The sequence below is a fragment of the Actinoallomurus sp. CA-142502 genome, from assembly GCF_050936355.1.
Lineage (GTDB): Bacteria > Actinomycetota > Actinomycetes > Streptosporangiales > Streptosporangiaceae > Actinoallomurus > Actinoallomurus iriomotensis.
Genome location: NZ_JBNJMY010000001.1, coordinates 1902724 through 1926038 on the forward strand (window position 1 = coordinate 1902724; position 23315 = coordinate 1926038).

General features: G+C 70.7%; 20 protein-coding genes. 2 read left to right on the forward strand and 18 right to left on the reverse strand.

Going from position 1 to position 23315, the window contains the following annotated elements; all coding sequences use genetic code 11:
* Positions 1–58: 58 nt before the first annotated feature.
* From ACQEV1_RS09325 to ACQEV1_RS09390, 14 genes are all read right to left on the reverse strand, one after another.
* Positions 59–379 (reverse strand): hypothetical protein, encoded by a 321-nt coding sequence (locus ACQEV1_RS09325; protein WP_433393067.1) that lies wholly within the window; start codon positions 377–379, stop codon positions 59–61.
* Between the two features lie 222 nt (positions 380–601).
* Positions 602–1294 (reverse strand): hypothetical protein, encoded by a 693-nt coding sequence (locus tag ACQEV1_RS09330; protein ID WP_433393069.1) that lies wholly within the window; start codon positions 1292–1294, stop codon positions 602–604.
* A gap of 285 nt (positions 1295–1579) precedes the next feature.
* Complete coding sequence (locus ACQEV1_RS09335; RefSeq protein ID WP_285620944.1) at positions 1580–1864, reverse strand: hypothetical protein; 285 nt, start codon at positions 1862–1864, stop codon at positions 1580–1582.
* A 1404-nt stretch (positions 1865–3268) separates the two neighbouring features.
* Positions 3269–3598, reverse strand: coding sequence for a hypothetical protein (locus tag ACQEV1_RS09340; RefSeq protein ID WP_285620940.1), 330 nt, complete (start codon positions 3596–3598; stop codon positions 3269–3271).
* A 234-nt stretch (positions 3599–3832) separates the two neighbouring features.
* Positions 3833–4219, reverse strand: a complete 387-nt coding sequence (locus ACQEV1_RS09345) for a hypothetical protein (RefSeq protein WP_285620938.1) — start codon at positions 4217–4219, stop codon at positions 3833–3835.
* Positions 4220–4221: 2 nt separating this feature from the next.
* Entirely contained in the window at positions 4222–7641 is a 3420-nt protein-coding gene (locus ACQEV1_RS09350) for a lipopolysaccharide biosynthesis protein (protein ID WP_433393072.1), read from the reverse strand.
* A gap of 50 nt (positions 7642–7691) precedes the next feature.
* Positions 7692–8459 (reverse strand): polysaccharide deacetylase family protein, encoded by a 768-nt coding sequence (locus tag ACQEV1_RS09355; RefSeq protein WP_433393074.1) that lies wholly within the window; start codon positions 8457–8459, stop codon positions 7692–7694.
* A complete protein-coding gene (locus ACQEV1_RS09360) occupies positions 8456–9433 on the reverse strand; it encodes a glycosyltransferase family 2 protein (RefSeq protein WP_433393076.1) in 978 nt (325 codons plus the stop codon). The genes ACQEV1_RS09355 and ACQEV1_RS09360 overlap by 4 nt, the downstream gene beginning before the upstream one ends.
* Positions 9430–10509 carry a GNAT family N-acetyltransferase gene (locus tag ACQEV1_RS09365; protein WP_285620924.1) on the reverse strand — a complete coding sequence of 360 codons (1080 nt, stop codon included), beginning with the start codon at positions 10507–10509 and terminating at the stop codon, positions 9430–9432. Before ACQEV1_RS09365 ends, ACQEV1_RS09360 begins: the two co-directional genes overlap by 4 nt.
* Entirely contained in the window at positions 10509–11315 is an 807-nt protein-coding gene (locus ACQEV1_RS09370; protein WP_285620921.1) for a glycosyltransferase family 2 protein, read from the reverse strand. The genes ACQEV1_RS09365 and ACQEV1_RS09370 overlap by 1 nt, the downstream gene beginning before the upstream one ends.
* 392 nt (positions 11316–11707) lie before the next feature.
* The gene (locus ACQEV1_RS09375; protein WP_433393079.1) at positions 11708–12313 is read right to left on the reverse strand and encodes a hypothetical protein; all 606 of its coding nucleotides are present in this window, start codon (positions 12311–12313) and stop codon (positions 11708–11710) included.
* Between the two features lie 117 nt (positions 12314–12430).
* Positions 12431–13210 carry an enoyl-ACP reductase FabI gene (gene fabI, locus ACQEV1_RS09380; protein WP_285620916.1) on the reverse strand — a complete coding sequence of 260 codons (780 nt, stop codon included), beginning with the start codon at positions 13208–13210 and terminating at the stop codon, positions 12431–12433.
* 55 nt (positions 13211–13265) lie between these two features.
* Positions 13266–14486: a beta-ketoacyl-[acyl-carrier-protein] synthase family protein gene (locus ACQEV1_RS09385; RefSeq protein WP_433393081.1), complete on the reverse strand. Its 1221-nt coding sequence runs from the start codon at positions 14484–14486 to the stop codon at positions 13266–13268.
* Entirely contained in the window at positions 14483–14797 is a 315-nt protein-coding gene (locus tag ACQEV1_RS09390; protein ID WP_433393083.1) for an acyl carrier protein, read from the reverse strand. The genes ACQEV1_RS09385 and ACQEV1_RS09390 overlap by 4 nt, the downstream gene beginning before the upstream one ends.
* A 92-nt stretch (positions 14798–14889) precedes the next feature.
* Here ACQEV1_RS09390 and ACQEV1_RS09395 point away from each other — a divergent pair, with 92 nt between their 5' ends.
* Complete coding sequence (locus tag ACQEV1_RS09395; protein WP_433393085.1) at positions 14890–15858, forward strand: RNA-guided endonuclease InsQ/TnpB family protein; 969 nt, start codon at positions 14890–14892, stop codon at positions 15856–15858.
* A 44-nt stretch (positions 15859–15902) separates the two neighbouring features.
* Here ACQEV1_RS09395 and ACQEV1_RS09400 read toward each other — a convergent pair whose 3' ends face one another.
* The 4 genes from ACQEV1_RS09400 to ACQEV1_RS09415 are packed head-to-tail and all read right to left on the reverse strand — an operon-like array spanning position 15903 to position 21703.
* Complete coding sequence (locus ACQEV1_RS09400) at positions 15903–17045, reverse strand: SDR family oxidoreductase (protein WP_433393087.1); 1143 nt, start codon at positions 17043–17045, stop codon at positions 15903–15905.
* Positions 17042–18022: an AurF N-oxygenase family protein gene (locus tag ACQEV1_RS09405; protein ID WP_433393089.1), complete on the reverse strand. Its 981-nt coding sequence runs from the start codon at positions 18020–18022 to the stop codon at positions 17042–17044. The genes ACQEV1_RS09400 and ACQEV1_RS09405 overlap by 4 nt, the downstream gene beginning before the upstream one ends.
* 8 nt (positions 18023–18030) lie before the next feature.
* On the reverse strand, positions 18031–19380 hold the full coding sequence (locus tag ACQEV1_RS09410; RefSeq protein ID WP_433393091.1) for a WS/DGAT domain-containing protein: 1350 nt from the start codon (positions 19378–19380) through the stop codon (positions 18031–18033).
* A gap of 4 nt (positions 19381–19384) precedes the next feature.
* Entirely contained in the window at positions 19385–21703 is a 2319-nt protein-coding gene (locus ACQEV1_RS09415; RefSeq protein WP_433393093.1) for an MMPL family transporter, read from the reverse strand.
* A gap of 224 nt (positions 21704–21927) precedes the next feature.
* Between ACQEV1_RS09415 and ACQEV1_RS09420 the strand changes: the two genes are divergently transcribed.
* Entirely contained in the window at positions 21928–23313 is a 1386-nt protein-coding gene (locus ACQEV1_RS09420; RefSeq protein WP_433393095.1) for a hypothetical protein, read from the forward strand.
* The last annotated feature ends 2 nt before the right edge of the window (positions 23314–23315 follow it).

Sequence of the window (23315 nt, forward strand, 5' to 3'; positions counted from 1 at the left end):
GAGAGATCGTCTATTCGACCATGCGACAGGCGGGCTCCGACGGATTCGCCGGCGTCGATCACTTCTCCCGCTCGCGCTGGCGCTCCACGATGAGCGGGCGCTCGTCGTCCTGCCGAGTGCGGGCGACCGCGACGTTGTTGTTCCGGTTGCGGATGCGGAGCCGGATGTGGTTGAAGCCCTCGTTCTCGTTCCCGTTCCAGCTCCTGTTCCGGTTGAAGTGACCGAACGAGGAGCAGGAGGAAGTCGAGCAGCCGCCGCAGGAACTGCCGCAGCCGCCGCCCCACGTCAGAACCTGCGCGAACGACGGCGCGCTCGTCATCACGACGCCGGCGGCCGTGGCGACCAACATACCGCTGGCCAGAGTCGTCTTGCTGAGCATGTTGTCTCTCCTTTTCATCGGAATGGCGTGATGGCTTGACGGACGGGCGCTCAGATGTGTTGGAGTGTCATATCCGCCATCACAGGTGAACTGTGCTCGCGGCAAATGATTGCCGCCGCGTAAGGCGATAAAGATCGAGGATCGGTCAAGTGGCGCGAATTCTCGGCCGACGCTGTCGGCGTTGGATCCAGTGTCTGGACCTCGTCGGGCGGCTTCGCGGTGTCAGCGGCGTCTGCCGTGGCCGCCGTTTCTACCGTGCCCACCGCTCTTGCCATGGCCGGCGCTCTTGCCGTGATTCTCATTGCGCCCGGGGTCGTCATTACGTCCGGCGTCGTCACCGCGGCCGGCGTCGTCATTGCGGCCGGCGTCATTGTTGCGGCCGGCGTCGTCGTTGCGGCCGGCGTTGTCGCCACGTCCGCGGGTGTCGCCGGACGCGTCGCCATTGGTGCCCTCGGGCGCTCCGATGCCGCTGTCGCTCGGCGCTCCGGCGTTGCTGCTGCCGCCGTTGTCGCCCCCGTTGCCGCGGCCGTTGGCACCGCCGTTGCCGCGCCCGTTACCGCCGCCGTTGCCGCCGCCTGCGGGGGGCGGAGGAGGCGGAGGAGGCGGACCGGCCGCGTCGTCGCCGAACCGACCGATGACACCGTCGAGTGGATCACGGTTGGCACTGGTGCGGGCGACGGCGACGTTGTTGTTGCGGTTGTGGATGTGGAGGCGGATTCGGTTGAAGCCCTCGTTCTCGCTCCCGTTCCAGTTCCGGTTGCGGTGGTGATTGAAGATGTGAGCGCGGGAGTGAGAACCGCAGCAGCCGCCGCCCCACATCGGGGTCTGACCGAACGCGGGCAGGCTGCCGCCGATGAGGGCGCCGGCTGCTGCGACGGTTAGAAAACCGCCAGCTGTTAGCGTCTTCTTGAGCATGATCGATATCCTTCTTTCTCGGAATGGTGCGATGGCTTTCGCGGGCCGGCACTCTTGGATGGCGCGAGGAGTGCCGCCTTTTCTTCTGTCCTCTTCGTGCTTTAGCGGTAGTACGGCCACGCTTGGCGCGTGACGCGGAGGCCGCGTACCGCTAAAGTCGAAGAGAGCTTGGGAAAGTGGCGCCCGTGCCCGAATTCCGAGGCGGGCGAGTCACTGGCTGGAGCGGCCCGCGAATACACGGACTGTTACCCCGAGATGTCCGACTTGTCCCTAGCGGTGCTGATATCAGTCACCTTCGTTGGGCCTGATGAATTCAGCGCCATCGTTGCGGCGGTTGTTGCCGCGCGTCCGGGCGACGGCGATGTTGTTGTTGCGGTTGTGGAGGCGAAGCCGGATGTGATTGAAGTTCTCGTTCTCGCTCCCATTCCAGTTCCGGTTGTGGTTCGCGACCAGATGGGTCTGGGAGTGCCCGGCGAGCGCGGGCGCGGCGAACGCGGGCGCGCAGGTAGCGAGGACGCCGGCGGTCGCGGTGATCATCAGGCCGGCAGCTGCGGCCGTCTTCTTCAGCACGTTCGATCTCCTTCTATGTCGGAACGGCGCGATGAATCTCGCGAATAGACGCTCTCGGATCTTTCCGGGAGTGCCGCGCTTTCTAACATTCCCCGGTGATTTCTGGGCAAGATAATCGACGGGTAAGATGATATTTATAAAGAGCTTACGTAGTGCTAAGTGAGCGAGCTCCGGAGTATTTACTCCGACGCCCGAAATACGCGGATTCTAGGAATTTGGCGGCTTTTGTGGCCCCCGCCGAAATGGAGCCGGCGAGGGAGCGAAGGCCGCTCCAGGATCGACCGAGCCCACTTCAGGGGGAAGGTGACCCGACGGGTTCCCGGCCGGCGCCCGCGTCGCTCCAGCGGTTCCCGGGTCGAGCCCGCCCACGCCCACACCCGCCGTACCGGAGCCTGTACGGCCACCCCCTATGACGCTTACCCGCGCGCTGCCCGCACGTACGGGGCCGGTAGGTCCGCTGACCGGAGTGGCCGCAATGCTGAGATGTGCCCTGCCGATGCTTGGCCGTGTGTTGGCTCTGTCTGTGGTGGCGGGGCGTGCGTTGCCCGCGTGTGTGGTGGCGGGGTGCGTGGGGCTTGTGTCGGTGGGTCCGCCGGCCAGAGTGACCACAATGTCGGGGTGCGCGCTGTCGGCGCTTGGCTGCCTGCTACGTCCACCTGCGGTGCCCAGCCCTGTGTTGCCCGCGTATGCGGTGCCGGGTTGTGCGAGGTCTGAGCCTGTGGGTTCGCTGGGTGGGGTGGTCGTGGTGGTGGGGTGGGCAGTGCCCGTGCTTGGGGTGTCGGGGCGTGTGGCGCCTGAGCCTGTGGGTTCGCTGGGTGGGGTGGTCGTAGTGGCGGGGTGGGCAGTGCCCGCGCCCGCGGTGTCGGGGCGTGTGGCGCCTGGGTCTGTGGGCCCGCTGGGTGGGGTGTCGGTGGCCGTGGCTGGGCTTGCGTTCGTGGGCGGAGCGTCTGCGCCGGTTTTCGCCCGGTTACCCGTGATCGGCATCGTGGGCCTGGAGGCCCTCGTGGGCCAGGCTTCTCGGTGGCTGAGGCGGACGATCAAGGACTGCAGCCGGTTGCCGTTCCCGCCGTACGCGCGGGGGTGGTGTCGGTTTCCGTCGTGGAGGCGGTGGCCGTGACGGTGGTGGCTGGGTCGGCCTTGCAGGAGATTCGTCAGGGCGTACACCGGTGTGCTGGTGAGCGGAGCGCCGGCGGCTGCGGCGACGGCCAGCGGGATAGAGGCCTTTGTCTTTTTGAGCACGTCTGCCCCCTTACCTCGGTGCTCGCGGTAGCGAGCGAAGGGCGCCGGAGTCGTCACCCCGGCGCCCGATGTTCGCGGGCGACTCGGCGACTCAGCGGCTGTCCGCCGCCTCATGTGAGGAGTCGCGACGCGGCTGGAGTGACAGCGGCGTCCGCCGTCCCTGGGTCAGTCGTCGAAGCCCCCGACGCCGAGACCGCCGCCGAGGCCCAGGCCGAGACCGTCATCGTCACCGCCGCGGCGGCCGCGGCCGGTCGTGGCGACGGCGATGTTGTTGTTCCGGTTGTTGAGATGGAGCCGGATGTGGTTCAGGTTCGAGTTCTCGTTGCCGTTCCAGTTACGGTTGTGGTGCCGAGAGAAGTGGCGGAAGGAACTGTGGGCGCCACAGCAGCCACCGCCCCACGTTGGAACCTGAGCAGACGCGGGCGAGCTAGTAAGCAGAGCGCCGGCGGCGGTGGTGAGAAGCAGACCACCGATGGCGCACGTCTTCTTCAGCACGTCGGTCTCCTTTTTTGGTCGGAATGGCACAATGGCCCTCACGAGCCGGCACTCCCTGAATGTCCAGGAACGGTGCCGTGCTTTATAGCATTCCCCGCCCCTTTCTCGGCAAGATAATCACAAGGTAAGATGACAATAAAGGGCAGCGAATTGCTGAAATGAGAGATCTAGCCGCTTATCGTACGAGCTAGCGCGCAATGTCCGAAATTGAGCGTTATGAACGAAACCGTGTGGTCAGGACTCCCCGGCGGCGCCGGTGGAGGACGGGGCGGCGGCAGGCTCCACCGGCCGGGAGCGGCGGCGCGGAACGACGGCGGCGACGCCGAGGGCCGCGCAGGCGAGAGCGGTCGCGACGACGCCGCCCCTCGGCGACCAGCCCGCCGTCACCAGCATCACCTCGGCGATCGCCCCCGCGAGCGCCACGGCCGCCGTGCCCGCCACGATCGCCCGTGCGAGGGGGTCCAGGCCGCTCAGGAGCAGCGCCACGCAGAGCGCCGGGACGTACAGGACGAAGACCAGCGTCAGCGGCCCGGTCACCGGCGACCGTACCCCGGCCAGTGTGAGGGCCGCTCCGGTCAGGCCGGCGACCACCGGAGTGCCGAGCAGCAGCAGAGCGCGCATCACTACCCCAATACCAGGAATCGCTCGACGATGACGACGGCGAGGACGATGACCAGGAAGCCGGACCACACCGTCAGCGACTGCAGGCGCCACGTCTCATTCGGGCGGATCCGGATCCGCAGCACCTCGCGGGCGACCAGGATGACGATCAGCAGCGGGAGCGCGCACAGCCCGATCGGGGTCCACGTCGTGTGCCGGACACCGAAGTGCGGAGCGCGCGCGGGCGGCGGTGACGCGCCCGGCGGCGGCTGGCGCAGCGCGTACACGGCCGCGTCCTCGCTCACCGTGACCGGGCGCAGCTGCGGCGAGGACGCCAGCGCGGCGCGCATCCGGTCGGCGTACGACAGCGGCAGGCCGTAGTTGAAGTGGTTGTACGCCTCGTTGCCGCTCGTCGTGATGAAGTAGCCGCCCGGCCGGTCCAGCAACGCCTGCACGATGTCCGTCAGGTTGGACGGGTCGGCGGGAGCGCGTACGGCGGAGTAGTCGAAGTGCTCCATCTTCGTGGCGCCCCACGGCATCATCGGGAAGTATCCGGCGTCGTCCTCGGGGTCGGCCAGCCACACCACGTTGATCACATTGTGCGGCGTCTCCCTCAGCATCGCGTTGAACGCGCGGACGTCGGCCGGATGCACCTCCTCGAAGTTCTCGTTGCCGAAGCGTACGAACAGGAAGCCGCCGGCGATGACGAGCCCGCAGGCGGTCGCGGTGAGGACCGCGAGCGTACGACGCGGGGCCGTGAACGTCGTGGGGAAGAACAGGTACGCCGCGAGGATGCACGCGCCCGGGATCACGAACAGGTACACCCGCAGCGCGATCTCGCCGCCGTAGCTCTGCAGGCCCGCCGCGAGGAACGGCACGGCCAGCAGGACCAGTGCCACCCGGTCGTCGATCCGCCGCAGCCGGCGCCGCAGCAGGCCGAGCGCGGCGACGATCATGACGGTGGCGGCGATCAGGATCCGGCCCGTCTGCACCGTCGCGAGACTCACGCTGCCGCTGCTGACCCGGCCCGCGACGCCGCCGGTGAGGTTCGACAGGAGCGCGCCCATGCCCGAGAACAGGTCGCCGACGTGCCCGGCCCAGTACGCCGTGGTCATGAAGCTCACCCACGCGGCCACCATGACGCCGAGCAGGATCGGCAGGCCGCGCAGCGTGCTCCGCCGTACGAGCACGAGCGCGCCGCACACGAACAGGATCAGGAACGGGGTCAGCTGGTGGCTGGCGGTCGTGACGGCGAACACCACGACCAGGATGAACAGCAGGACCGTACGCTCACCGACCGAACTCTCGGCGGGCGGGCGCTCACCGGGGGCGAACGGGCCGCGGAGGAACGAGCGCAGCCGCCCTCCGCCCGCCGCCCACGCCGACCGCCGGCTCTGCGGGCGGAACCAGTTGAGCAGGATGCCGATGAACACCAGGTACAGCAGGTAGCCGAAGCCCTGCGGCGAGAAGTAGTCCTGGCCGACCCAGTCCGCCGCGGCGAACAGCCAGACGGCGAGCCACTGGGCCCGCCAGTTCGCCCGCATCACCCGGAGGATGAGGTACATCGGCGCGAGGTAGAGCAGCTGGCTCGCCACCGGTGCCCAGTGCAGAAGCGGTTCGAGGTTGTGCACCCCGGCGACGCGCGTGACGAACGCGATCAGCGCGAAGAAGCCCGGCCAGCTGAACCGCGCGTCGAGCGCGTAGTCGGCGGCGCCCGTGCGGCCGATGTACTCCACGAACCCGTTGTGCTGCCAGGCCGTCTCCGGCCGGGCGTACGTCTCGAGGGCGGGCGCCAGGCCGTGCAGCGACACGATGATCGCCACGAGCTGGAGGAACAGCAGCACGCGGTACTGGCGGCGCAGCCAGAGCGTGAACATGAACGCCACGACGAGCAGCCCGCCGCCGACGAACGTCGCGACCGGGAGCACGGACACCAGGCCGTACCCGTCCATGCGCAGCATGTTCACGTGGCGCAGCGGCACCCAGTAGAGGCCGAGGCCGGTCAGGAACAGCACCCAGGCGAGCGCGGCGCCCCACGGCCGCCGGCCCGCCGGTTCGACCGATTCCGGCAGGTCGCCCGGCTCGCCGGGCTCGTCCCGCACGATGCTCACCGAGGTTCCCGACTGGGCGAGCGGCACCGGCCGGGCGAGCGTGTCCTCGTCGTCCTCGTGCAGGACGACCGGCGCGACCGGGATCGGCTTGACGGCGCGCAGCAGCGCGGGCAGCACGGCCACGGCGATCGCGACGGTGACGGCCAGCACGGCGAAACCGGGACCGGCGACGTCGTGCCGGTCGCTGAGCAGGAGCACGAGCGCCAGGACGCCCGCGAAGCGCACGGCCTGCAGCAGGGCGATGAGGCGGGCCCGGCGCTGCACCCGCAGCACCCCGATGAACAGCTCGATCAGGGCCTTCGGCAGCGCCGCGAGCGCGAGCAGGCGCAGCAGCGGGGCGCCCTGCTCGGCGTAACCGGGGCCGAACAGCGACAGGCCGGGTCCGGCGCCGAAGAAGATCACCGCGGTGATCGGCACGAGGATCAGCGCCATACGCCGCATCGCGGAACGGGTGGCGACGGCCAGCCCGTCGACGTCGAACGCGCCCTCGACCGTCAGCGACATCGCCATGTTCACGGCGAGCACGTCGACCGTCGCGCCGAGCACCCAGGCCATGTAGAAGTACGCGTTGTCGCTGGCCGAGAGCGTGGTCGCGACGACGACCGGCACCAGGTTGCACAGCGCGTAGTAGAAGAGCGTGCCGGTGTAGTCGCCGGCGAGGTAACGGCCGATCTGCCCGCCCGAGGGGATCGGCCGGTCGCCGCTCGTCTCCTCGACGTGCCGGGGGATGAGCCGCCGCTGCACGAGCGCCTCGACCGGCAGCAGCAGCGCGACCGCGGAGACCACCCACGACACCGTGATCCCGTCGCCCGGCAGCGCGCTCGCCAGCGCCACCAGCAGCATCACCTTCAGGCACGCGAACAGGGTGTTCTTGCCCAGCACCCAGGTCGCCCGCCGCAGCCCGGTGAGCAGGCCGTCCTGCGCGGTGAACAGGCTCCAGGACACGACCGCCAGCACGAAGAACAGCCCGTGGCGCGGCGTGGCCAGACGCGAGAACGACGGACCCCACCAGCGCAGCGTGAGCAGGAACCCCACGGCGAGGGTGGCCGCCGCCAGCACGCCGGCGAGGTAGGTGCGCAGCGCGAGGGCGCGGGTGCGCGGGCCCATCTCGGGGATGAACCGCATGAGGATGAAGTTCAGCGCGGTCAGCCCGCCGAGGAACATCATCGCCTGGTTCTGCGCGGACTGCCGCCCCACCTCGGCGGGGTCGTAGATCCGCGCGGCGAGGAGCCAGTAGCCGAGGCCCAGGGCGCCGGTCAGGCCGCCGTTGATCATGAGTGCGTACGCGTTGCGGAACAGCGGGTTGGACAGCTCACCCCGGAGCGCCATCATGCGCTTCAGTCTCGTGTCCTCCCGCGAACGCGCAAGCACCCGCGGCCGCGTCACGCGACTCCCCGCAACCGCCGGGCGGCGTACCGGGACCGGCGTACGACGGCGTATCCCTTGGTCAGCACGTGATCGGCGCGGTATCCCCGGCCTTCGAGGGCCCGTTCGAAACCGTCGAGAGAGGTCGTGGCGCGTACGGTCAGCCGGGGCACGGCGAAGCGTTCGTGCCGCCCGGTCATGACCGCGTTGGCCACCGCGCAGGCGGAGGTGTAGCCGCAGGCGCGCACCTCGCGGCGCACCCGCGCGCTGGAGTAGCCGTACGGGTAGGCCATCGTGCGCACCGGGCGGCCGAGCCGCTCCTCCAGGAGCCCGCGGCTGCGCCGCAGCTCCTCGCGCAGGGCCTCCTCGCCGAGCTGGTCGAGCTGCGCGTGGCTGTGCCCGTGCGCGCCGATCTCCACTCCGGTGGCGGCGACCTCCGCGGTCTGCCGCCAGGTGAGCATGCGTCCGGGTGGCGCCCCCGCCGCGTGCGGTCCGGCGTCGTGCAGCCAGCCCGTCGTCACGAACAGCGTCGCGGCGAAGCCGTACCGGTCGAGCACCGGCAGCGCGTGCTCGTGGAAGTCGGCGTAGCCGTCGTCGAAAGTGATCACCACGGGGCGTACGGCGGGGCGCGTGCGCTCGCCGAACGGCAGCGGCGTGTAGCCGCGCTCCTTGAGCCAGGCCAACTGCTCGGCGAACGCCTCGGGCCGTACGGCCAGGCGGTCGGAGCCGCCGATCGAGTGGTACATCAGCACCGGCACCGCGCCGGCTCGTGTCGCGTCGTTCACTGTGCCTCCCGTTCGCGCCGGCCCCCCCGGCCGGCGCGGATGCTCATCGACGGCGGGTGGCCGTCGCGCGCCAGGAGCGACCCGGCGGCGTAGCCGAACGTCGTGAACGCCAGCCCGGCGACGATCGAGGCCGCGCGACCGAGCCCCGACGGGTCGCCGGTGACCGCGGCGCGCAGTCCGCGGGCGACACCGCGGGGCAGCGCCACCACGGCGTGCCGGCGTTCGCTGGCCAGGCCGTCGCCGACTCCCACGCTCCGCGTCACCAGCGCCTTCGACAGTCCCTCGGCGTAGCAGCGGCTGCGGAAGTAGGCGAAGCGCGCGCGTTCGGCCGGGACCCGGTGCCAGATCACCGCGTTGTCGTCGTACAGCAGGACGGTCTCGGGGGCGGCCTGCCGCAGGCGGATGCAGAACTCGGTCTCCTCGCAGCCGAGCGGCCGCCCGCCCGCCGTACGCCCGATGCCGCTGCGGAAGCCGCCGGCCACGTCGAAGACCTCGCGCCGGAACGAGGCGTTGCCGCCCATGAGGTTGCGGATCGGCCCGCGGTCCATGCCCCGGTAGGTGCACCCGACGACCCAGGCGAACTCCTCGGGGAACCAGCGAGGAGCCACGCCGTCCCACCGGGGAAGGGTCAGGCCGCCGACCCCGGCGACGTTCGCGTCGTCGTAGCCGCCCGCCATCGCCGACAGCCAGCCGGCCTCGGCGGTCGCGTCGTCGTCGAGGAAGGCCACGACGTCGCCGGCCGACGCCGCGACGCCGGTGTTCTTGCCCCCGGACAGCCCCCGCGGCCCGGAGTTGGGGATGACCTTGACGTCCGGCAGCGCCGGCCGGAGACGGCCGAGCAGCGCCGGATTGTGGTCGACCACGACGATCACCTCGTGCGCCGCGAGGCTCTGGGCGCGTACGGAGGCGACGGCGGCCAGCACGTCGTCCCAGCGGTCTTCGGTGTAGGCGCAGATGACGACGGAGATCTTCACGCGGCGTCCCCGGCGTGACCGCGCAGCCGCGCGTAGGTCTTCAGCACCCGGTCGGCCCGCGCGTACAGGGCGGGATGGGCGAGCACGGCGCTGCGCGCGCGGCGCACCGGGGCGCCCTTGACCCAGTGCAGCCCGGCGCCCGCCGACGCGCGGGCCACCCGGCCCTCGGCGATCGGGAACTCCCCGTTCTTCAGCCAGTCCTTGTACTCGCGTCCGCCGCGGCCCATCGCGATCTGCGTGACGCCGGACTCCGCGGCCGCCTCCGCCATCCGCAGGTGGCCGATCATGCCGGGAGAGTACTTGGCGAACTCCGTGTCGTACGCGGGGAACCAGCCGGCCATCACGGTGCCCGTACGCAGCCCGAGGTGGGCCGAGATCGGGCGGCCGCCGGCGCGCAGCACGCTGAGCACGCCGGTGCCGGTGGCGTGCAGGTGCTCGGCGAGCGCGACGATCCACGACTCGGCGAACCGGTCCGTACGGCCGGTGCGGCGGTACTGGGCGGACTTCCACGCCATCAGGCGCCGCAGCTCGGCGGGGTCGCTCTCCTCGAACGTGTAGGTGACCTCGCCGGCCTCCCGGCCGAGCTTGCGCTCCTTGTAGCGCACCGTCTTGACCGTCTTGGGGGAGCGTTCCCGCGCCTGTTCGGCGTACGCCGCGAAGCCCCCGCTCAGGTCCATGACCGGCTCGACGCGGGTCTCCGCGTGGTACGGCGCGAAGGCGGTCTGCTCGGCGAGCAGGTGGTCGAACTCCCACACCGAAAGGCGGCAGGCGCGCAGCAGCGCGCGTACGTCGAACTCCAGGTCGGCGGGGGCCACCATGCCCTGGCAGTCGGTCAGCCCGGCGCCGATCGGGCGGCCGATGCCGAGCACGTGCCGCTCGTACGGGAAGAAACCCGCGACCCCGTCGCCGTCGCTGAGCACCGCGACCCGGGCGCCGGCGCGGAACCGGCCCACGGCCAGCGTGAACTCCGGGGACAGGAAGGGGTTGGCGAGAGTGGGGGTGGAGGCCTGAAAGCCACGCCATCGGCGCAGCTCGGCTTCGCCGAGTTCGTCGGGACGGATGACCTCGATCCTCATCAGCCCGCCTCCTCGAAGCCGGGCTCGTAGCGCGGGAGGACCGGGGGCGGGGGCGTCCGGCGGCCGCGCATCATCGTGCGTAGGACCCGCAGGCCGTCGCGGCGGGCGTTGAGCTTCGACTCGCCCGACCTGCGGTCGAGCTCGTGGCTCGGCACCTCGGCGACGCGCAGGCCGGCGGTGATCGCGTTGACGCACAGCTCGGTCTCGATCTCGAAGCCGTCGGCCTCGAGGCCGAGCCGGTCGACCACCGAGCGGCGAAGGGCGATGTAGCCGTAGCACAGGTCGGTCCAGCGCACGCCGTAGAGCACGTTGGCGAGCCGGGTCAGCCAGAGGTTGCCGGCCCGGCGGATGAGGGTCAGGTCGTCCGAACCGCCGCCGACGCAGTAGCGGGACCCCTTGACGACGTCGAACCCGCAGCAGATCAGCGCGACGAACGCGTCGATCTCCTTGGGGTCCATGCTCCCGTCGGCGTCGATCGAGACGATGACGTCGCGGGTGGCGGCCTGGAAACCGGCGCGCATCGCGGCGCCCTTGCCGATGGGGGGTTGCTCGATGATGACGGCGTCCGGGCGCAGCTTGCGGACGAGGTCGGCGGTGCCGTCGTCGGACTCGCCGTCGACGACGACGATCTCATCCACCCCGGAGAGCCGGGGCAGGAGCCATCGGAGATTTTCGGCCTCGTTGAGCGTTGGGATGACAGCGGAGACCGTCGGCCAGGAAGCGCGGTGGCGTGCGGCGTCGAGGTGGTGCAGGACCGCGCCGGATTGCATGCCGTCGGTGAGTTGGACAGAGTCCGGCTCGTGCATTTGGGTGCCCCCGTTTGGCAGATCGATGCTCGGAGAACCGGAGTTCTCCAGCCGAGGCTCGTGCGGGCTGACACCATCGATCGTCGGGCGCGGGGTGCGGAAAACCCTCCCCCGGCTGACGCAACCGCCCTACGTCACCCGGACGGTTCCGCTATGTAATCGTCCTATTGCGGAGTGTTATAGCCCGTTCGCTGACCTGTGGGAACGTCGAGCGCCGTCAGTTCGGGCGTACGGTCGCCTATTGGGTCAAACGCGCCAAAAAGGGGTGGCGCTGACGCCACCCCGTTCGCGACGCCGGCCGCGCCCCGGGCTGGACCCGGGAACGCGGCCGGCCATCCTGACCGGCCGAGGGAGAGCCGTCATCGCGCTCGTCGAGCGTTCATCCGCGGTCGCTAACCGATGATCGAGAGAGTCCCCTTGCTGCCCACGATGTCGTTCGGTTCGATCGGGCAGCGGGAGAGGATCGATGCGATGGTGGGTTCGAAGCCGGCGACGACGATCGACGCCCCGTGGAACTTGCCGGAGTCGATACTCCCGAGGCTGACGCCAACGGAGGACGCGGCGACCGTGCCCGATTCGACGCCGGTCGTGCTCGTGGCGGTGCCGCCGTCGGCCAGGTTCCAGGTGAAGGTGGCCGAACCGGTCACATCGGCGGCCGTGCAGCTGCCGGTGGCGCGGCCCGACGCCTTCCACGAGCCGCCCTTGACCTTGGTGCCCTTGCCGACCGAGACGTCCGTGCAGCTTCCCAGCTTTCCGCCGGCCGTCCAGGTGACGCCCTCGGGCTGGGGGAACGTCGCGCTCAGCGTGGCGGTGGTCAGGCTCGCGTTGGCGCATTCGACCGACGCGGCGGCGTGCGCGGGCGTGGGTCTGAGCAGCATGAAAGCCGATGCGAGCGTGACCAGCGCCAGGGCCGGAACGCCGAGCCGGATGAGCAGGCGCCGGTTCGGGGTGCGCCGCCGGCCGCCTGCGTCGGCGGCGACGTTTTCGGTGGGATCCATGTCTTCCTCCTTGATCCGTTGATCGGGTGGGCCGGTCGTGCGGTGTGTGATCACCTCCTCTTCGGGTGCGGGGACCTGCCCCGGGCGGGCGGCGAGCGGCCCGTCGCCCGGGTGGGTTCAGCCGATCGCCTGCGCCACGACGTGGGCGCCGCCGTCGGCGTGCACGATTTCCCCGGTGGTGGCCGGGAGCCAGTCGGACATGAGCGCGACGCATGCGCGGGCGACACTGGCGTGGTCCTTGGTGCTCCAGCCGAGCGGCGCGCGGTTCTCCCACCAGGTGCCGAGTCCGTCGAAGCCGGGGATGGCCCGCGAGGCCATGGTGTTCAGCGGCCCGGCCGCGACGAGGTTGACCCGTACCCCCCGGCTGCCGAGCGAGGCGGCGAGGTAACGGGCGCACGACTCCAGCGTCGTCTTGGCCACCCCCATCCAGTCGTAACCCGGCGAGGCCTTACCGGCGTCGAAGTCCAGGGCGACGACCGACACGGAGGGTGCGAACACCGGCAGCAGCGTCGTGGTGAGGGCGTGCAGGGAGTGGGCCGACACCCGCAGGGTCGTGGCCACGTCCTCCCACGGCGTGGTGAGGAAGTTGCCGCCGAGCGCGGTCGGCGGGGCGTACGCGATCGAGTGCAGGAGACCGTCGAGCGGGCCGTCGAGATGTTCGCCGACCCGGTCGGTGAGCGAGTCGAGATGCCGCGTGTCGGCGACGTCGAGTTCGATCACCGGCGCGGGTTCGGGGAGCCGTCTGGCGATCCGTTCGACCAGGCCGATCCGGCCGTGGCCGGTCAGTACGACCCGCGCGCCCTCCCGCTGGGCGAGCGCGGCCACGTGGAAGGCGATCGAGGCGTCGGTGATGACGCCGGTGATGAGGAATCTCTTCCCCGCGACGATTCCAGGCAAGGGAGGACACCGGCCTTTCGGACGTACGGCGTGGAGGACGGAGGGGCGGCCGCCGTCAGGCGGCGCGGAAGACCAGGACGGCGTTCTGGCCGCCGAAGGCGAAAGAGTTGCTCATCGCCGCCGCCATCGGCCGTCGCCGGGGGCTCCCGGTGACGACGTCGAGGTCGATGGCCGGGTCGAGGCGGTCGAGGTTGGCGGTGGGAGGAATCGTCCGGTGCCGCAGCGCGAGCACGGTGCAGGCCGCCTCGATCGCCCCGGCGCCGCCGATGGAGTGCCCGATGATGCTCTTCGTCGCGGTGACCGGCGGCGGTGAGGGGAACACCGCGTGCAGGGCGCGGGCCTCGGCCAGGTCGTTGTGCGGCGTCGCGGTTCCGTGGGCGTTGACGTGGTGCACGTCGCGCGGGTCGATGTCGGCGTCGCGCAGAGCCTCGCGCATCGCTCTGGTCACCCCCTGCGCCGACGGATCGGGCGTGGTCTGGTGGTAGCCGTCGGCGGTCGCGCCGTAGCCGGCCAGGTAGGCGTGGGCGCCGGCGCCGCGAGCGGCCGCGTCGGCGGCACGTTCGAGGATGAGGATCCCGGCTCCCTCGGAGAGGACGAATCCGTTCCGGTCGGAGGCGAAGGGCCGGATGGCCGTCGCCGGGTCGTCGTGGCGATCGGACAGCACACGCATCTGCGCGAACATCGCCGTCACCAGCGGAACGCACGCGCACTCCGTGCCACCGGCGATGGCCACGTCGCACGCTCCGCCGCGCAGCAGGTCGCGGGCCACCCCGATGGCGGTGGCACCCGACGCGCAGGCGGTGGAGGTGACGAGGTTGGGGCCCAGCGCCTGGAGGTCCATGCCGATCTCGCCGGCCACCATGTTGGCGGCGGTGCGGGGGATGGCCAGCGGCGACATGGCCCGGATACGACGGGCGCGGAACTTCTCGTACTCGTCGGTCAGGTGGTCCCCTCCTCCGCCGCAGCCGATGACGACGGCGACACGTGTGCCGTCCCAACCGGTCGGATCGAGGCCCGCGTCGGCCACGGCCTCGCGGGCGGCGACCAGGGCGAGCTGGGTGAACCGATCGATGCGCCAGATGAGTCTCCGTCCCAGCCGAGCGACCGGATCGAATCCCGGTACGCGGCACGACAGGTCCACGGGGAGGCCGGCGAGTCGCTCGTCGCGTGCGGCGGTCGACCGGCCGGCGCAGAGGCCCGCCCACGTCGCGGGCACGCCGATTCCCGCGGGTGTGACCAGGCCGAGCCCGGTGACCGCTATCTCGGCGCGGTTCATGAGGCGTGCTCCGCGGCTTCGGCCCGCCATTCGCCGGACTCACCGGACTCGGCGGGCTTGCCGGACTCGGCGCGGAGGCGCTCCCGGTCCAGCCGAGCCGCGATCTCGCCGAGTGTCATGTCGACGGTGGCGCCGGCGACGGCGTCCTCCACGCGGAAACCACACTCGTCCTCCAGGATGACGGCGATTTCGGCGAGCACGAGGGAGTCGATCTCGAGGTCTTCCATGGTCGCCTCCGGCCGTACGAGGTCGGCAGGCACGCCGAAGTACGAGACGAGGCGCTCGGAGACGAGGTCGTAGACGGGGTTCATCGGCTGTGCGGCGTGGAGGCCCTGGCCTGCAGGCCGGGGTGGGCACGCCGCTCCCTCCTTGGAATGTCGGTGGTGGTGGTTAGCGTCGTGGCATGCGATTTCGGCTTCGGCCCACGTCCGCTCAGGAGGCGGCGTTGCTGGAGCATTGCGCGCATGCCCGGTATGTGTGGAATCTGGCGTGTGAGCAGCACCTGCACTGGCGGCCGGGGCGGGTGAGTGCGCCGGGGTATGCCGAGCAGTGCCGTCAGCTGACCGAGGCCAGGAGAGAGTTCGGGTGGTTGGCGGCGGGTTCGCAGACGGTGCGGCAGCAGGCGTTGCGGGATTTCGCTCAGACCGTGGCGAATTTCTTCGCCGGCACGCGTCGGCGTCCGAGGTGGCGTAAGGCGGGGGTGCATGAGGGGTTCCGGGTCGTCGGCCGCCGTGGCGCTCACTGGGACGTTCGGCGGCTGTCTCGCAAGGTCGGTGAGGTTCGGATCCGCCGGCTGGCGCGCGCCGCGCGTGGGTCGAACCGGCACAAACGCATCAAGACCGCGATCGCCCGGTTGAAAGCCCGCGAAACCGATCGGCGCAAGGACTGGGTGGAGAAGACCTCCATCGATTTGGCCCGCCGCCTCGACCTGATCCGCATCGAAGATTTGAAGATCGGCAACATGGTCCGCTCCGCACGCGGCACCATCGCCGCACTGGGTGTGAACGTGCGCGCCAAAGCCGGACTCAACCGTTCGATCCACGCAGCCGGATGGGGGCTTCTGGCAAGGCGTCTGGAGCACAAAGCCGCCGACCGGGTGGAGAAGATCAATCCGGCGTATACGTCTCAGACCTGTCATGCCTGTGGGCATTGCGCAGCGGACAACCGTGAGAGCCAAGCGGTCTTTCGCTGTCGCGCCTGCGGGCATACCGATCACGCGGACGTGAACGCGGCCAAGAACATCGCCGTCGGACGGACGGTGACGTGCCTGCCCCGACCAACCGACCCCGACCGACCTCCCGTGCGGGGAGCCCTCCAGCCGTTGGGCGGGGCTTTGAACCGCGAACCTCAACATGTTCTCTCCTCTGTGTAGGGGGATTCGGGTTGGAATCCCCCGCCTTCAGGCGGGGGCGGACGTCAACGAGGAGAGAGCCTTTCTGCCGGGGCCACCGGCCGCCGTTCGACCCGGGTCGGGAGGAAATCGGCGAACAGGAAGTCGAGGTTCGGCGGGCCCGGCTCGCGCCCGCCGGGAAGCAGGGAGAGCAGCCGGGACCGGTCATAGGAGCGCCGGTGCCAGGCGAACGGCAGGAACGGCTGGAAGTACTTGGCCGCGAAGCGCTCGAAGAAGTTCGGATCGGCCGGAGGAGGGCCGAGCGTGAAGCGGAACTCGGGAACGTGTTCGGCCGCCAGCCGCCACAGATGCTCGGCCGAAGTGTCCTGCGGATGCACGAGGTGCAGCGTCGTGACGGTGCTCTCGGCGGGCCGGGCGGCCATCCGCGCGGACGCGTCCAGCATCGCCTCGGCCGCGTAGCCGACCTGCACCATGTTGAGCCGTGCGTCGGGATGGCCCGGCAGCCGGACCGTCATCGGCGCCGCGCCCGGCCGCCGGTGTACGGCGCGCATCCGTACCAGCAGGCTGACCAGCGAAGCGAGCTGGTGGCTCGGTGCGCCCGCCGGGACGGGACCGTCGGGGATCATGAGGCTGGGACGCAGGACGAGCACGGGCCGGCCCGTACGGCACGACCAGTCGCGTACCGCGACCTCGGCGTGGTACTTGGACTGCTCGTACGCGTTCTCGAAGCCCGCCGAGCCGTCCAGGTCGCCCTCCAGGATCAGGCCCTCCCGGCGGCGGCCGGCGACGAACGCGGTGCTGAGGTGACGGACACGAGTGCCGGGTGCCGCGGTCTCCGCCAGGGCGAGCACGTTCCGCGTGCCGTCGAGGTTGGCCCGCCGCAGGCGTGCCGGATCGGCCTGGAGGGTCGTGTCGGCGGCGCAGTGCCAGAGCTCGGTCATCGAGTCCGCCAGCGCGTGGAACCGGTCGTCGGGAAGGTTCAGCCCGAGACGTCCGATGTCCGCCTGGACGGTGCTGACCCGCCGGCGCGCAGCGTCCAACACGGGGGGCGGCGCGCCGAGAGCCTCGAGCGCGGACAGGAGACGGGCGTGCGCCTTGCCGGGTTCGTCGCGGCTGAGTACGACCACGTCGCCCACATCACGTGACAGCATCGAGCGCAGCAGGTACGTGCCGGTGAATCCGGTGCCACCGGTGACGACGACGGTCATCGCGCCTCCTCCTTCCGCGGGTCCGCGTCGCTCAGGCCCAGCAGCCGCCAGAGCCGGGTGCAGGCGGGCGTCATCAGTCCCAGCTCGACGGCCAGGCGGCGTGGGCCCGCCACGGCCGCGCGGAACTCCGCCCGCCACGCCGGATCGCGGTAGGCCTGGGCCCGGACGCGGCGCGGGATGGCGAACTCGCGGTTCATCGAGCGCGGCGGGCCGAGGACCAGCCCGGCGACGATCCGGACGACCACCGGCATCGCCAGCGCGAGGAGCGTCCGGTGAAGGCGGCCGAGCCGGGGAACGCGGTGCCGGAGGTGATGCCGGGCGAACGACAGGTGCCGTGCCTCCTCCGCCACGTGGATTCTCATGATCCGCACCTGGAGCGGGTGCGTGCGGGAGGCCTCCCGCAGCACCCGGCGCTGAGCGTGGTCGATGGGCTCCTCACCGGCCAGCGCGAAGATGAGGAACAGCTCCGGTGACAGCCACGGCAGGAGCGGCACGAGCTCGGCGAGGACTCCGCGGACGGCCGGCAGGCCGGGGACGGGCAGGCCCGTGCGGGTCGCGAACTCCCGGAACATCATGCCGTGGTTGGCCTCTTCGATGACCTCGTGGTACGCGTATCGGAACGCGGGAGAGCCGGCCGGCAGGCGCCGTGCGAAGGTGAGCAGGCCTCGTTTGAGGATGTTCTCGAACTGCACGCCGGTCTGCATCATCGCGGTCACCCGCCAGAGGCCCAGCCGCGCCTGTACCGCCGGGCTCAGGCCCTGGTACCAGCGGGTGGCGCTCAGCCGGTCGGCGTCGGGGAGCCGCCACCGCGGGTCGGCGGGATCGATGTCGAACTCCGGGTCGTCCCAGGGAATGTCGCGGTAGGGGGACCAGTTCTTGCGGACCGACGATCGGGACAGCCGGTCCACGACGTGCGTGTAGGAGCGGTCGTCGACGATCGGAGTGCCGGGCGTCGGCGGTGGCGGCTGGGTCAACATGACCCCTTTCATCGCTGTGTGGAGGGTGATGGGGGGCGCCGCCCCGGCGGCACAAGCCGCTGTACGGCGCGGAGCCACCGGTCGGCGAGGTCCCCCGGGTCGGGACAGCCGCTGTCGGTGATGAACGCGGCGCACGTCCGCTCCCGGTAGGTCGTGAGCGCCACGCCGAGAGGCTGTCCGGCGGGCAGGTACGACACGGGAACGAACCCGGTCACGGGTCTGCCGGCGAGCTCCAGCGCACGGTCCGGGCCGGGCACGTTCGTGGCGAGCAGGTGGCTGTGCCGGGGACTCTGGATCGCCTCGACCAGCAGCCTGGCCAGCCATCGCGGCATGGTCGCGCCGAGCCGGCTCTCCGCCGCCGTACGGCCGTCGCCCTTGCCTCGCTCGGTGGCGGCGTGCAGGATCGCCAGCTGCCGTGCGGGTGAGGATTCGTCGCACGGCAATCCGACACGGAAGGGGATGAACCGGTTGCCCACCGCTCCGCCGCCGGGCCGGCTCCGGGTGCTCATCGGAACCAGGGCCCACGGTCGTCTGTCCGGGTTCGAGAGGTTGTGCCAGGGCGAGCCGGGCCACTCCCGGAGGACCGTGGTGAGCGCGGCGAGGAACACCGTGTTGACGGTGGTGCGGTGTTCGTGTGCGACGTGCCGCAGGAGGCTCAGGTCGGTGAACGTCCAGGTGAGCCTGCGGTCACCGGTGAGGTCGCCGCCTGTCACCGGTCGGGCGGGAGGCCAGAAGCCGCGCACGAGGTTGACCCCGCCACGTGTCATCTCCCCGAGGCCCGGCCTCGCCCGCGCCGGCCCGTGCCGTGGCGTGCGGTGCTCGCCCTGCGGCGGGCCCGGCGGGTCGGGGCTCAGGAGACTTCCCGCGACCCGGTGAGGGATGGACATGCCGTCGTGCAGCGCGTGATGCCCGAGGTACAGCAGCGCGAACTCGTTCTCCGCGTGGCCGCGCAGCAACCAGGCCCGCCACAGGGGGCCGCCGTCGCGGACGCCCTCCCGCAGCAGGTCGTCGACCGCCGAGATCAGGCCGATCCGGCCCTGCTCGGGAGCCACGACCCGCTCGCCGATCAAAGCCGTGAGGGTGTGCGGGGCGAGCGGCAGCCCGGCGTTCCGGCGGCGACCGGCCGGTGTCGGCGCGTTGCCGAGGCGGGGGAGCGAGGGCAGCCGTTCCCCGAACCACCGGCGGACCTCGTCGATCGCGGGTGCAGGCCCGTCGAACAGCGCCAGGCCGCCGATCGCCAGATTGACCCGGGGGTGGGCGGCGTCATAGGCGAGGAAGGCGCGTTCGACCGGGCCCAGCGGCGGGACGGGGCCGGTCGGGAGCCTGTCCCGGGTCGCGTGGACCTCGCGGCTTGCCATCTCATCACCTTTCGGTCAGTGATCGGGATTCCGGGGAGGCGGCCGCCACCGTCCGGGGCGGAACCGGCGGGCGGTCCGGCCGCGCGGTGCGCGGCGGACGCGGCCACCACCAGTTCCAGCGCCCGAGGACGCGCATCAGCGCGGGGACCAGGACCAGACGGACGATCGTCGCGTCGATCACGATGGCGACCAGCAGCGCGAAGCCGAACTCCTTGAGCTCCACCACGGGCGACGGCAGCAGTGCGACGCAGACGGCGACCAGGACGGCCGCGGCGACGAAGATGGGCCGGGCGGTGCGCTGTACGCCGGCGGCGACCGACGCCGTGTTGTCCCCCGTGCGGCGATGGATCTCCTGAATACGGCGGACCAGGAAGACCTCGTAGTCGGTCGAGAGCCCGAACACGATCGCGAACAGCAGGAGAGGCAGATAGACCTGGATGATCCCGTCGCCGTGGAAGCCCAGCACACGCTCACCCATCCCGAACTGGAATGTCACGACGAGGAGGCCGAGCGTGCTGCCGCAGGTCAGCAGGTTCATGATCACCGCTTTCAGCGGGATCAGCACGCTCCGCATCAGAGCGGCGAAGATCAGCAACGTCGACACCAGGACCAACGCCAGCACCCACCACAGTTTTCGCACGAGCTCGTCGTGGGCGTCGACGAGCAGGGCGCTGACGCCGCCGACCAGCACGGAAGACGAGCGCGGCACGTTCGCCGGCGCGATCTCACCGCGGACGCGCCGTACGAGGGCCGCCGTGCGCGGCGAGTCGGGAGCCTCCCGGGGGACGACCAGCAGGACCGAGGCGAAGCGGGTACCGCCCACGGCGACGGCATCGACCTGCCGGTCGCGTTCGAGGGCGGCCGCCAGCCGGGTCACGTCGGGGGCCGGCCCGCCCGGGGGACGCCGGACATCGACGATGAGCGTGCCCTCCGCCCCGGCGAAGGAGTCCGCCTCCAGCACGGCGATCCCGGTGCCGGTCGGGGTCCGCGAGAGCGCGCTCCGCTGGAGGTCGGCCCCCAGTCTCAACCGGAGCGCGGGGGCGGCGCAGAGCAGCAGTAGCGCCGTGATGACGATCAGATACGGCCACGGGCGCCGCATGAGGTGTCCGGCCCAGCGGGCCCAGCGCCCGTCGTCGGAGAATGTGGCCTCGTACGGCCGCCCGCGCCGCCACGGCAGCGTGCCGGCGTCGAGCAGGCCGGGGCGGACGGACAGGGCGGCGGGCAGCAGGGTGACCGAGCCCGCCAGCGCCACGACGATCACGATGAGGGTCGCCAGCGCGAGTTCGGCGAAGATCGACACCTTGACGATGAACAGGCTCGCCGCCGCGGCCGCCACGATCAACGCCGAGTACACGACGGTGCGGCCTGCCGTCGCGACCGCGATGCCCGCCGCTCGTGCGCAGTCGGCACCGCCACGCCGTGCCGCCGGTGCGGCCGCGACCTCCTCACGGAAGCGGCTGACGATGAGCAGTGCGTAGTCGATGCCGATCCCCAGGCCGACGACCGACACCGCCGTCAGCACGAAGACGTCGAACGTCGTCACCTGGTCCAGGACACGAATGACGCCGAGGGCCGTGAGGATCGTCGCCGCGGACAGCACCAGAGTCAGGGCGGCGGCGCCCAGGGCACCCAGCCCGATCCACAGCACGAGGAACGACAGGACGATGGCCACGCCCTCGACGACGCGGACGGAGGAGATCTCCAGCGTCCTGACATCGGCGTTCGCCGGAGTCTCACCGACCAGGAAGGCCGAGACGCGGCCGCCCGAGGCCTGCCGGGCCGCCCGCTCCACCGCCGCCCGCTGGGCCGGGTAACGGGCGAGTCGCTCGCGGTCGTCGCCGTACGTCGAGACGAACACGTAGCTGTTGTGGGGATCCCGGTAGGACAGCCCGCGTACCTCGAACAGGCCGATCGGATGAGGAGCCGAGACGTCGCCGCCGGCGGCCGGGAACGCCTTGGTGATGATCACACCGGGCTGCCTCATCAGCGTCTCCTGGGTGCCGTCCACCGTCGACCGGTAGATCGGTTCGCCGGCCGTCAGCCGGTCGGAGTGGAAGACGAGCAGTAACTGCTCGGTGCCCAGCACCGGCATGTCCCGCTGGAGCGCCTTGGTCGTACGGGCGGACTCGGCGCCGCGGACGCTGAGCGGAGGCGAGCCGAGCGAGTGCAGCAGCGAGGGCAACAGCGCGAGTGCGGCCAGGGCGAGAAACCCCCAGATGGAAAGGACCGCCCACCGGTTCTCCGCGGCCGCCACGCCGCAGCGGAACAGCGCCGAATGCGTGAAGTGGGAGCGGTCCGCCGTCCTGGGTTGTGACTCTTTCATTCAGTCGATTACCTTTCCCGGCGCACGCGAAACGTGAAAGAAGTGGGCGGTGTCGTTTTCCGCTACCGGTGCGAATATCCGGCCAACGAACAACATGTCAGCATGACGCGAAATAAAAATCCACAAGACAGATGTTGCGTAGCGTTGCCTCGTTACGGTGGGGATGCTTGTGGTGACATAATGTGATGTCGTCGAATCGTTGTGGCTGAAGGGAGCCCTGTGACATGGTCGATCCCACCTACCGTCACTCGCTGACCGCGCTCCGTGCCGCGTTGGGTGGATTGTCCGCCGTGGAATACCTCAACCAGGTGAATCGCCGGCACCAGGCCCTCGGATTCGGCGCGATGGCGATACGGAGGGAGAAGGTCATACGCTGGGAGTCCGGTGCCTCCACGCCTCAGCTTTCGGCCCAGCTCGCCATGGCCGATCTCCACGGTGTCCCGGAGGACGCCGTGTACGACCTGGGCTGGCCGTCCTGGCTGTTGCTGGCCTTTCCCGCCGACCGGGCGCTGCTGCGGGCGCCGTGGAACCTGGACGGCACGCTCGGCTCGCTCCCCGGCCCGGCGCAGGCCCGGCCGTCCGACCGCCGACAGTCGCCGTGGGCCGCCGGCTCCACCCTCGACGCGATCGTCGGCGAATGGTCCGTCGCGCTGTCGGAGCCCATCCGCGTGATCCGGGCGGGAAGGGGGCGTGTCACCCGGGACATGATCGGCACATTCGCCGAACCGCTTTTCCGGATAGGTCGCCTCGACGACGTTCTCGGTGGAGAGATGACACGGCGCATCGCGTTGGCGAATTTCGAGGTGCTCAGTTCCATCGCCCGCGATGCCGCCTACGACGACGCGACGGGGCGCTGCCTTTTTTCGGCGCTCGGCGAAGCGGCCAGGATCTGTGGGTGGTTGTTTTTCGACTCAGGCCTGCATTCGGCCGCCCAGTCCTATTACGTGACGGCGCTGCGCGCGTCGGCCATGGCCGGTGACGCGATGGCCGGAGCCAACGCACTCGCGTTCATGGCCATCCAGGCATACTCGGAGGGCGACGCCGACGACGCCGTGAAGCTCGTCAGCGTCGCGTTGGACCGTTGCGAGGGACGTGCCACGCCTCGGCTACGGGCGATGCTCTACAGCCGCAGGGCCCGGGCCCACTCCAGGACCTCCCACGGGCTCACCGCGTGCCTTCGCGACCTCGACGAGGCTCGCCGGCAGTACGCGCTCGGACCGCACGACGACGACCCGGCGTGGCTCTACTGGATGACCGAGAGCGAGTTGGAGATGCTCGCGGCGTCCTCGGCGCTCAGCCTCGGCCGACCGCATGAGGCACTGGACTCCTTCGACGCGGCACTGCGCAAGGGACACTCCGCCGAGGACTTCCCGCGCGACCACGCGATCTACCTCATCCGGATCGCCCACGCCCACCTGCTCGCCGGAGAGGTGGAGCAGGCATGCCACACCGCGACGCAGGCCTTAACGCTCTCCCGCGGCCTCCGCTCGGAACGGGTCCGATCGGATCTCACCCGCCTCGCCATGGCGCTGGCCGGCCACCGATCCTGCCAAGCCGCCCGTGAGTTCTTCGACTTCTACGGCACCGCCGACCCGGCGATCATCGCGTGACC

Bases quoted from the DNA above. Each gene is read 5' to 3' on its own strand.
- ACQEV1_RS09400 (WP_433393087.1), bottom strand. From the start codon at position 17,045: ATGACCGTCGTCGTCACCGGTGGCACCGGATTCACCGGCACGTACCTG.
- ACQEV1_RS09420 (WP_433393095.1), top strand. From the start codon at position 21,928: ATGGTCGATCCCACCTACCGTCACTCGCTGACCGCGCTCCGTGCCGCG.
- ACQEV1_RS09390 (WP_433393083.1), bottom strand. From the start codon at position 14,797: ATGAACCCCGTCTACGACCTCGTCTCCGAGCGCCTCGTCTCGTACTTC.
- ACQEV1_RS09375 (WP_433393079.1), bottom strand. From the start codon at position 12,313: ATGGATCCCACCGAAAACGTCGCCGCCGACGCAGGCGGCCGGCGGCGC.
- ACQEV1_RS09405 (WP_433393089.1), bottom strand. From the start codon at position 18,022: ATGTTGACCCAGCCGCCACCGCCGACGCCCGGCACTCCGATCGTCGAC.
- ACQEV1_RS09325 (WP_433393067.1), bottom strand. From the start codon at position 379: ATGCTCAGCAAGACGACTCTGGCCAGCGGTATGTTGGTCGCCACGGCC.
- ACQEV1_RS09385 (WP_433393081.1), bottom strand. From the start codon at position 14,486: ATGAACCGCGCCGAGATAGCGGTCACCGGGCTCGGCCTGGTCACACCC.
- ACQEV1_RS09365 (WP_285620924.1), bottom strand. From the start codon at position 10,509: ATGAGGATCGAGGTCATCCGTCCCGACGAACTCGGCGAAGCCGAGCTG.
- ACQEV1_RS09370 (WP_285620921.1), bottom strand. From the start codon at position 11,315: ATGCACGAGCCGGACTCTGTCCAACTCACCGACGGCATGCAATCCGGC.
- ACQEV1_RS09410 (WP_433393091.1), bottom strand. From the start codon at position 19,380: ATGGCAAGCCGCGAGGTCCACGCGACCCGGGACAGGCTCCCGACCGGC.
- ACQEV1_RS09330 (WP_433393069.1), bottom strand. From the start codon at position 1,294: ATGCTCAAGAAGACGCTAACAGCTGGCGGTTTTCTAACCGTCGCAGCA.
- ACQEV1_RS09395 (WP_433393085.1), top strand. From the start codon at position 14,890: ATGCGATTTCGGCTTCGGCCCACGTCCGCTCAGGAGGCGGCGTTGCTG.
- ACQEV1_RS09415 (WP_433393093.1), bottom strand. From the start codon at position 21,703: ATGAAAGAGTCACAACCCAGGACGGCGGACCGCTCCCACTTCACGCAT.
- ACQEV1_RS09350 (WP_433393072.1), bottom strand. From the start codon at position 7,641: ATGATGGCGCTCCGGGGTGAGCTGTCCAACCCGCTGTTCCGCAACGCG.
- ACQEV1_RS09345 (WP_285620938.1), bottom strand. From the start codon at position 4,219: ATGCGCGCTCTGCTGCTGCTCGGCACTCCGGTGGTCGCCGGCCTGACC.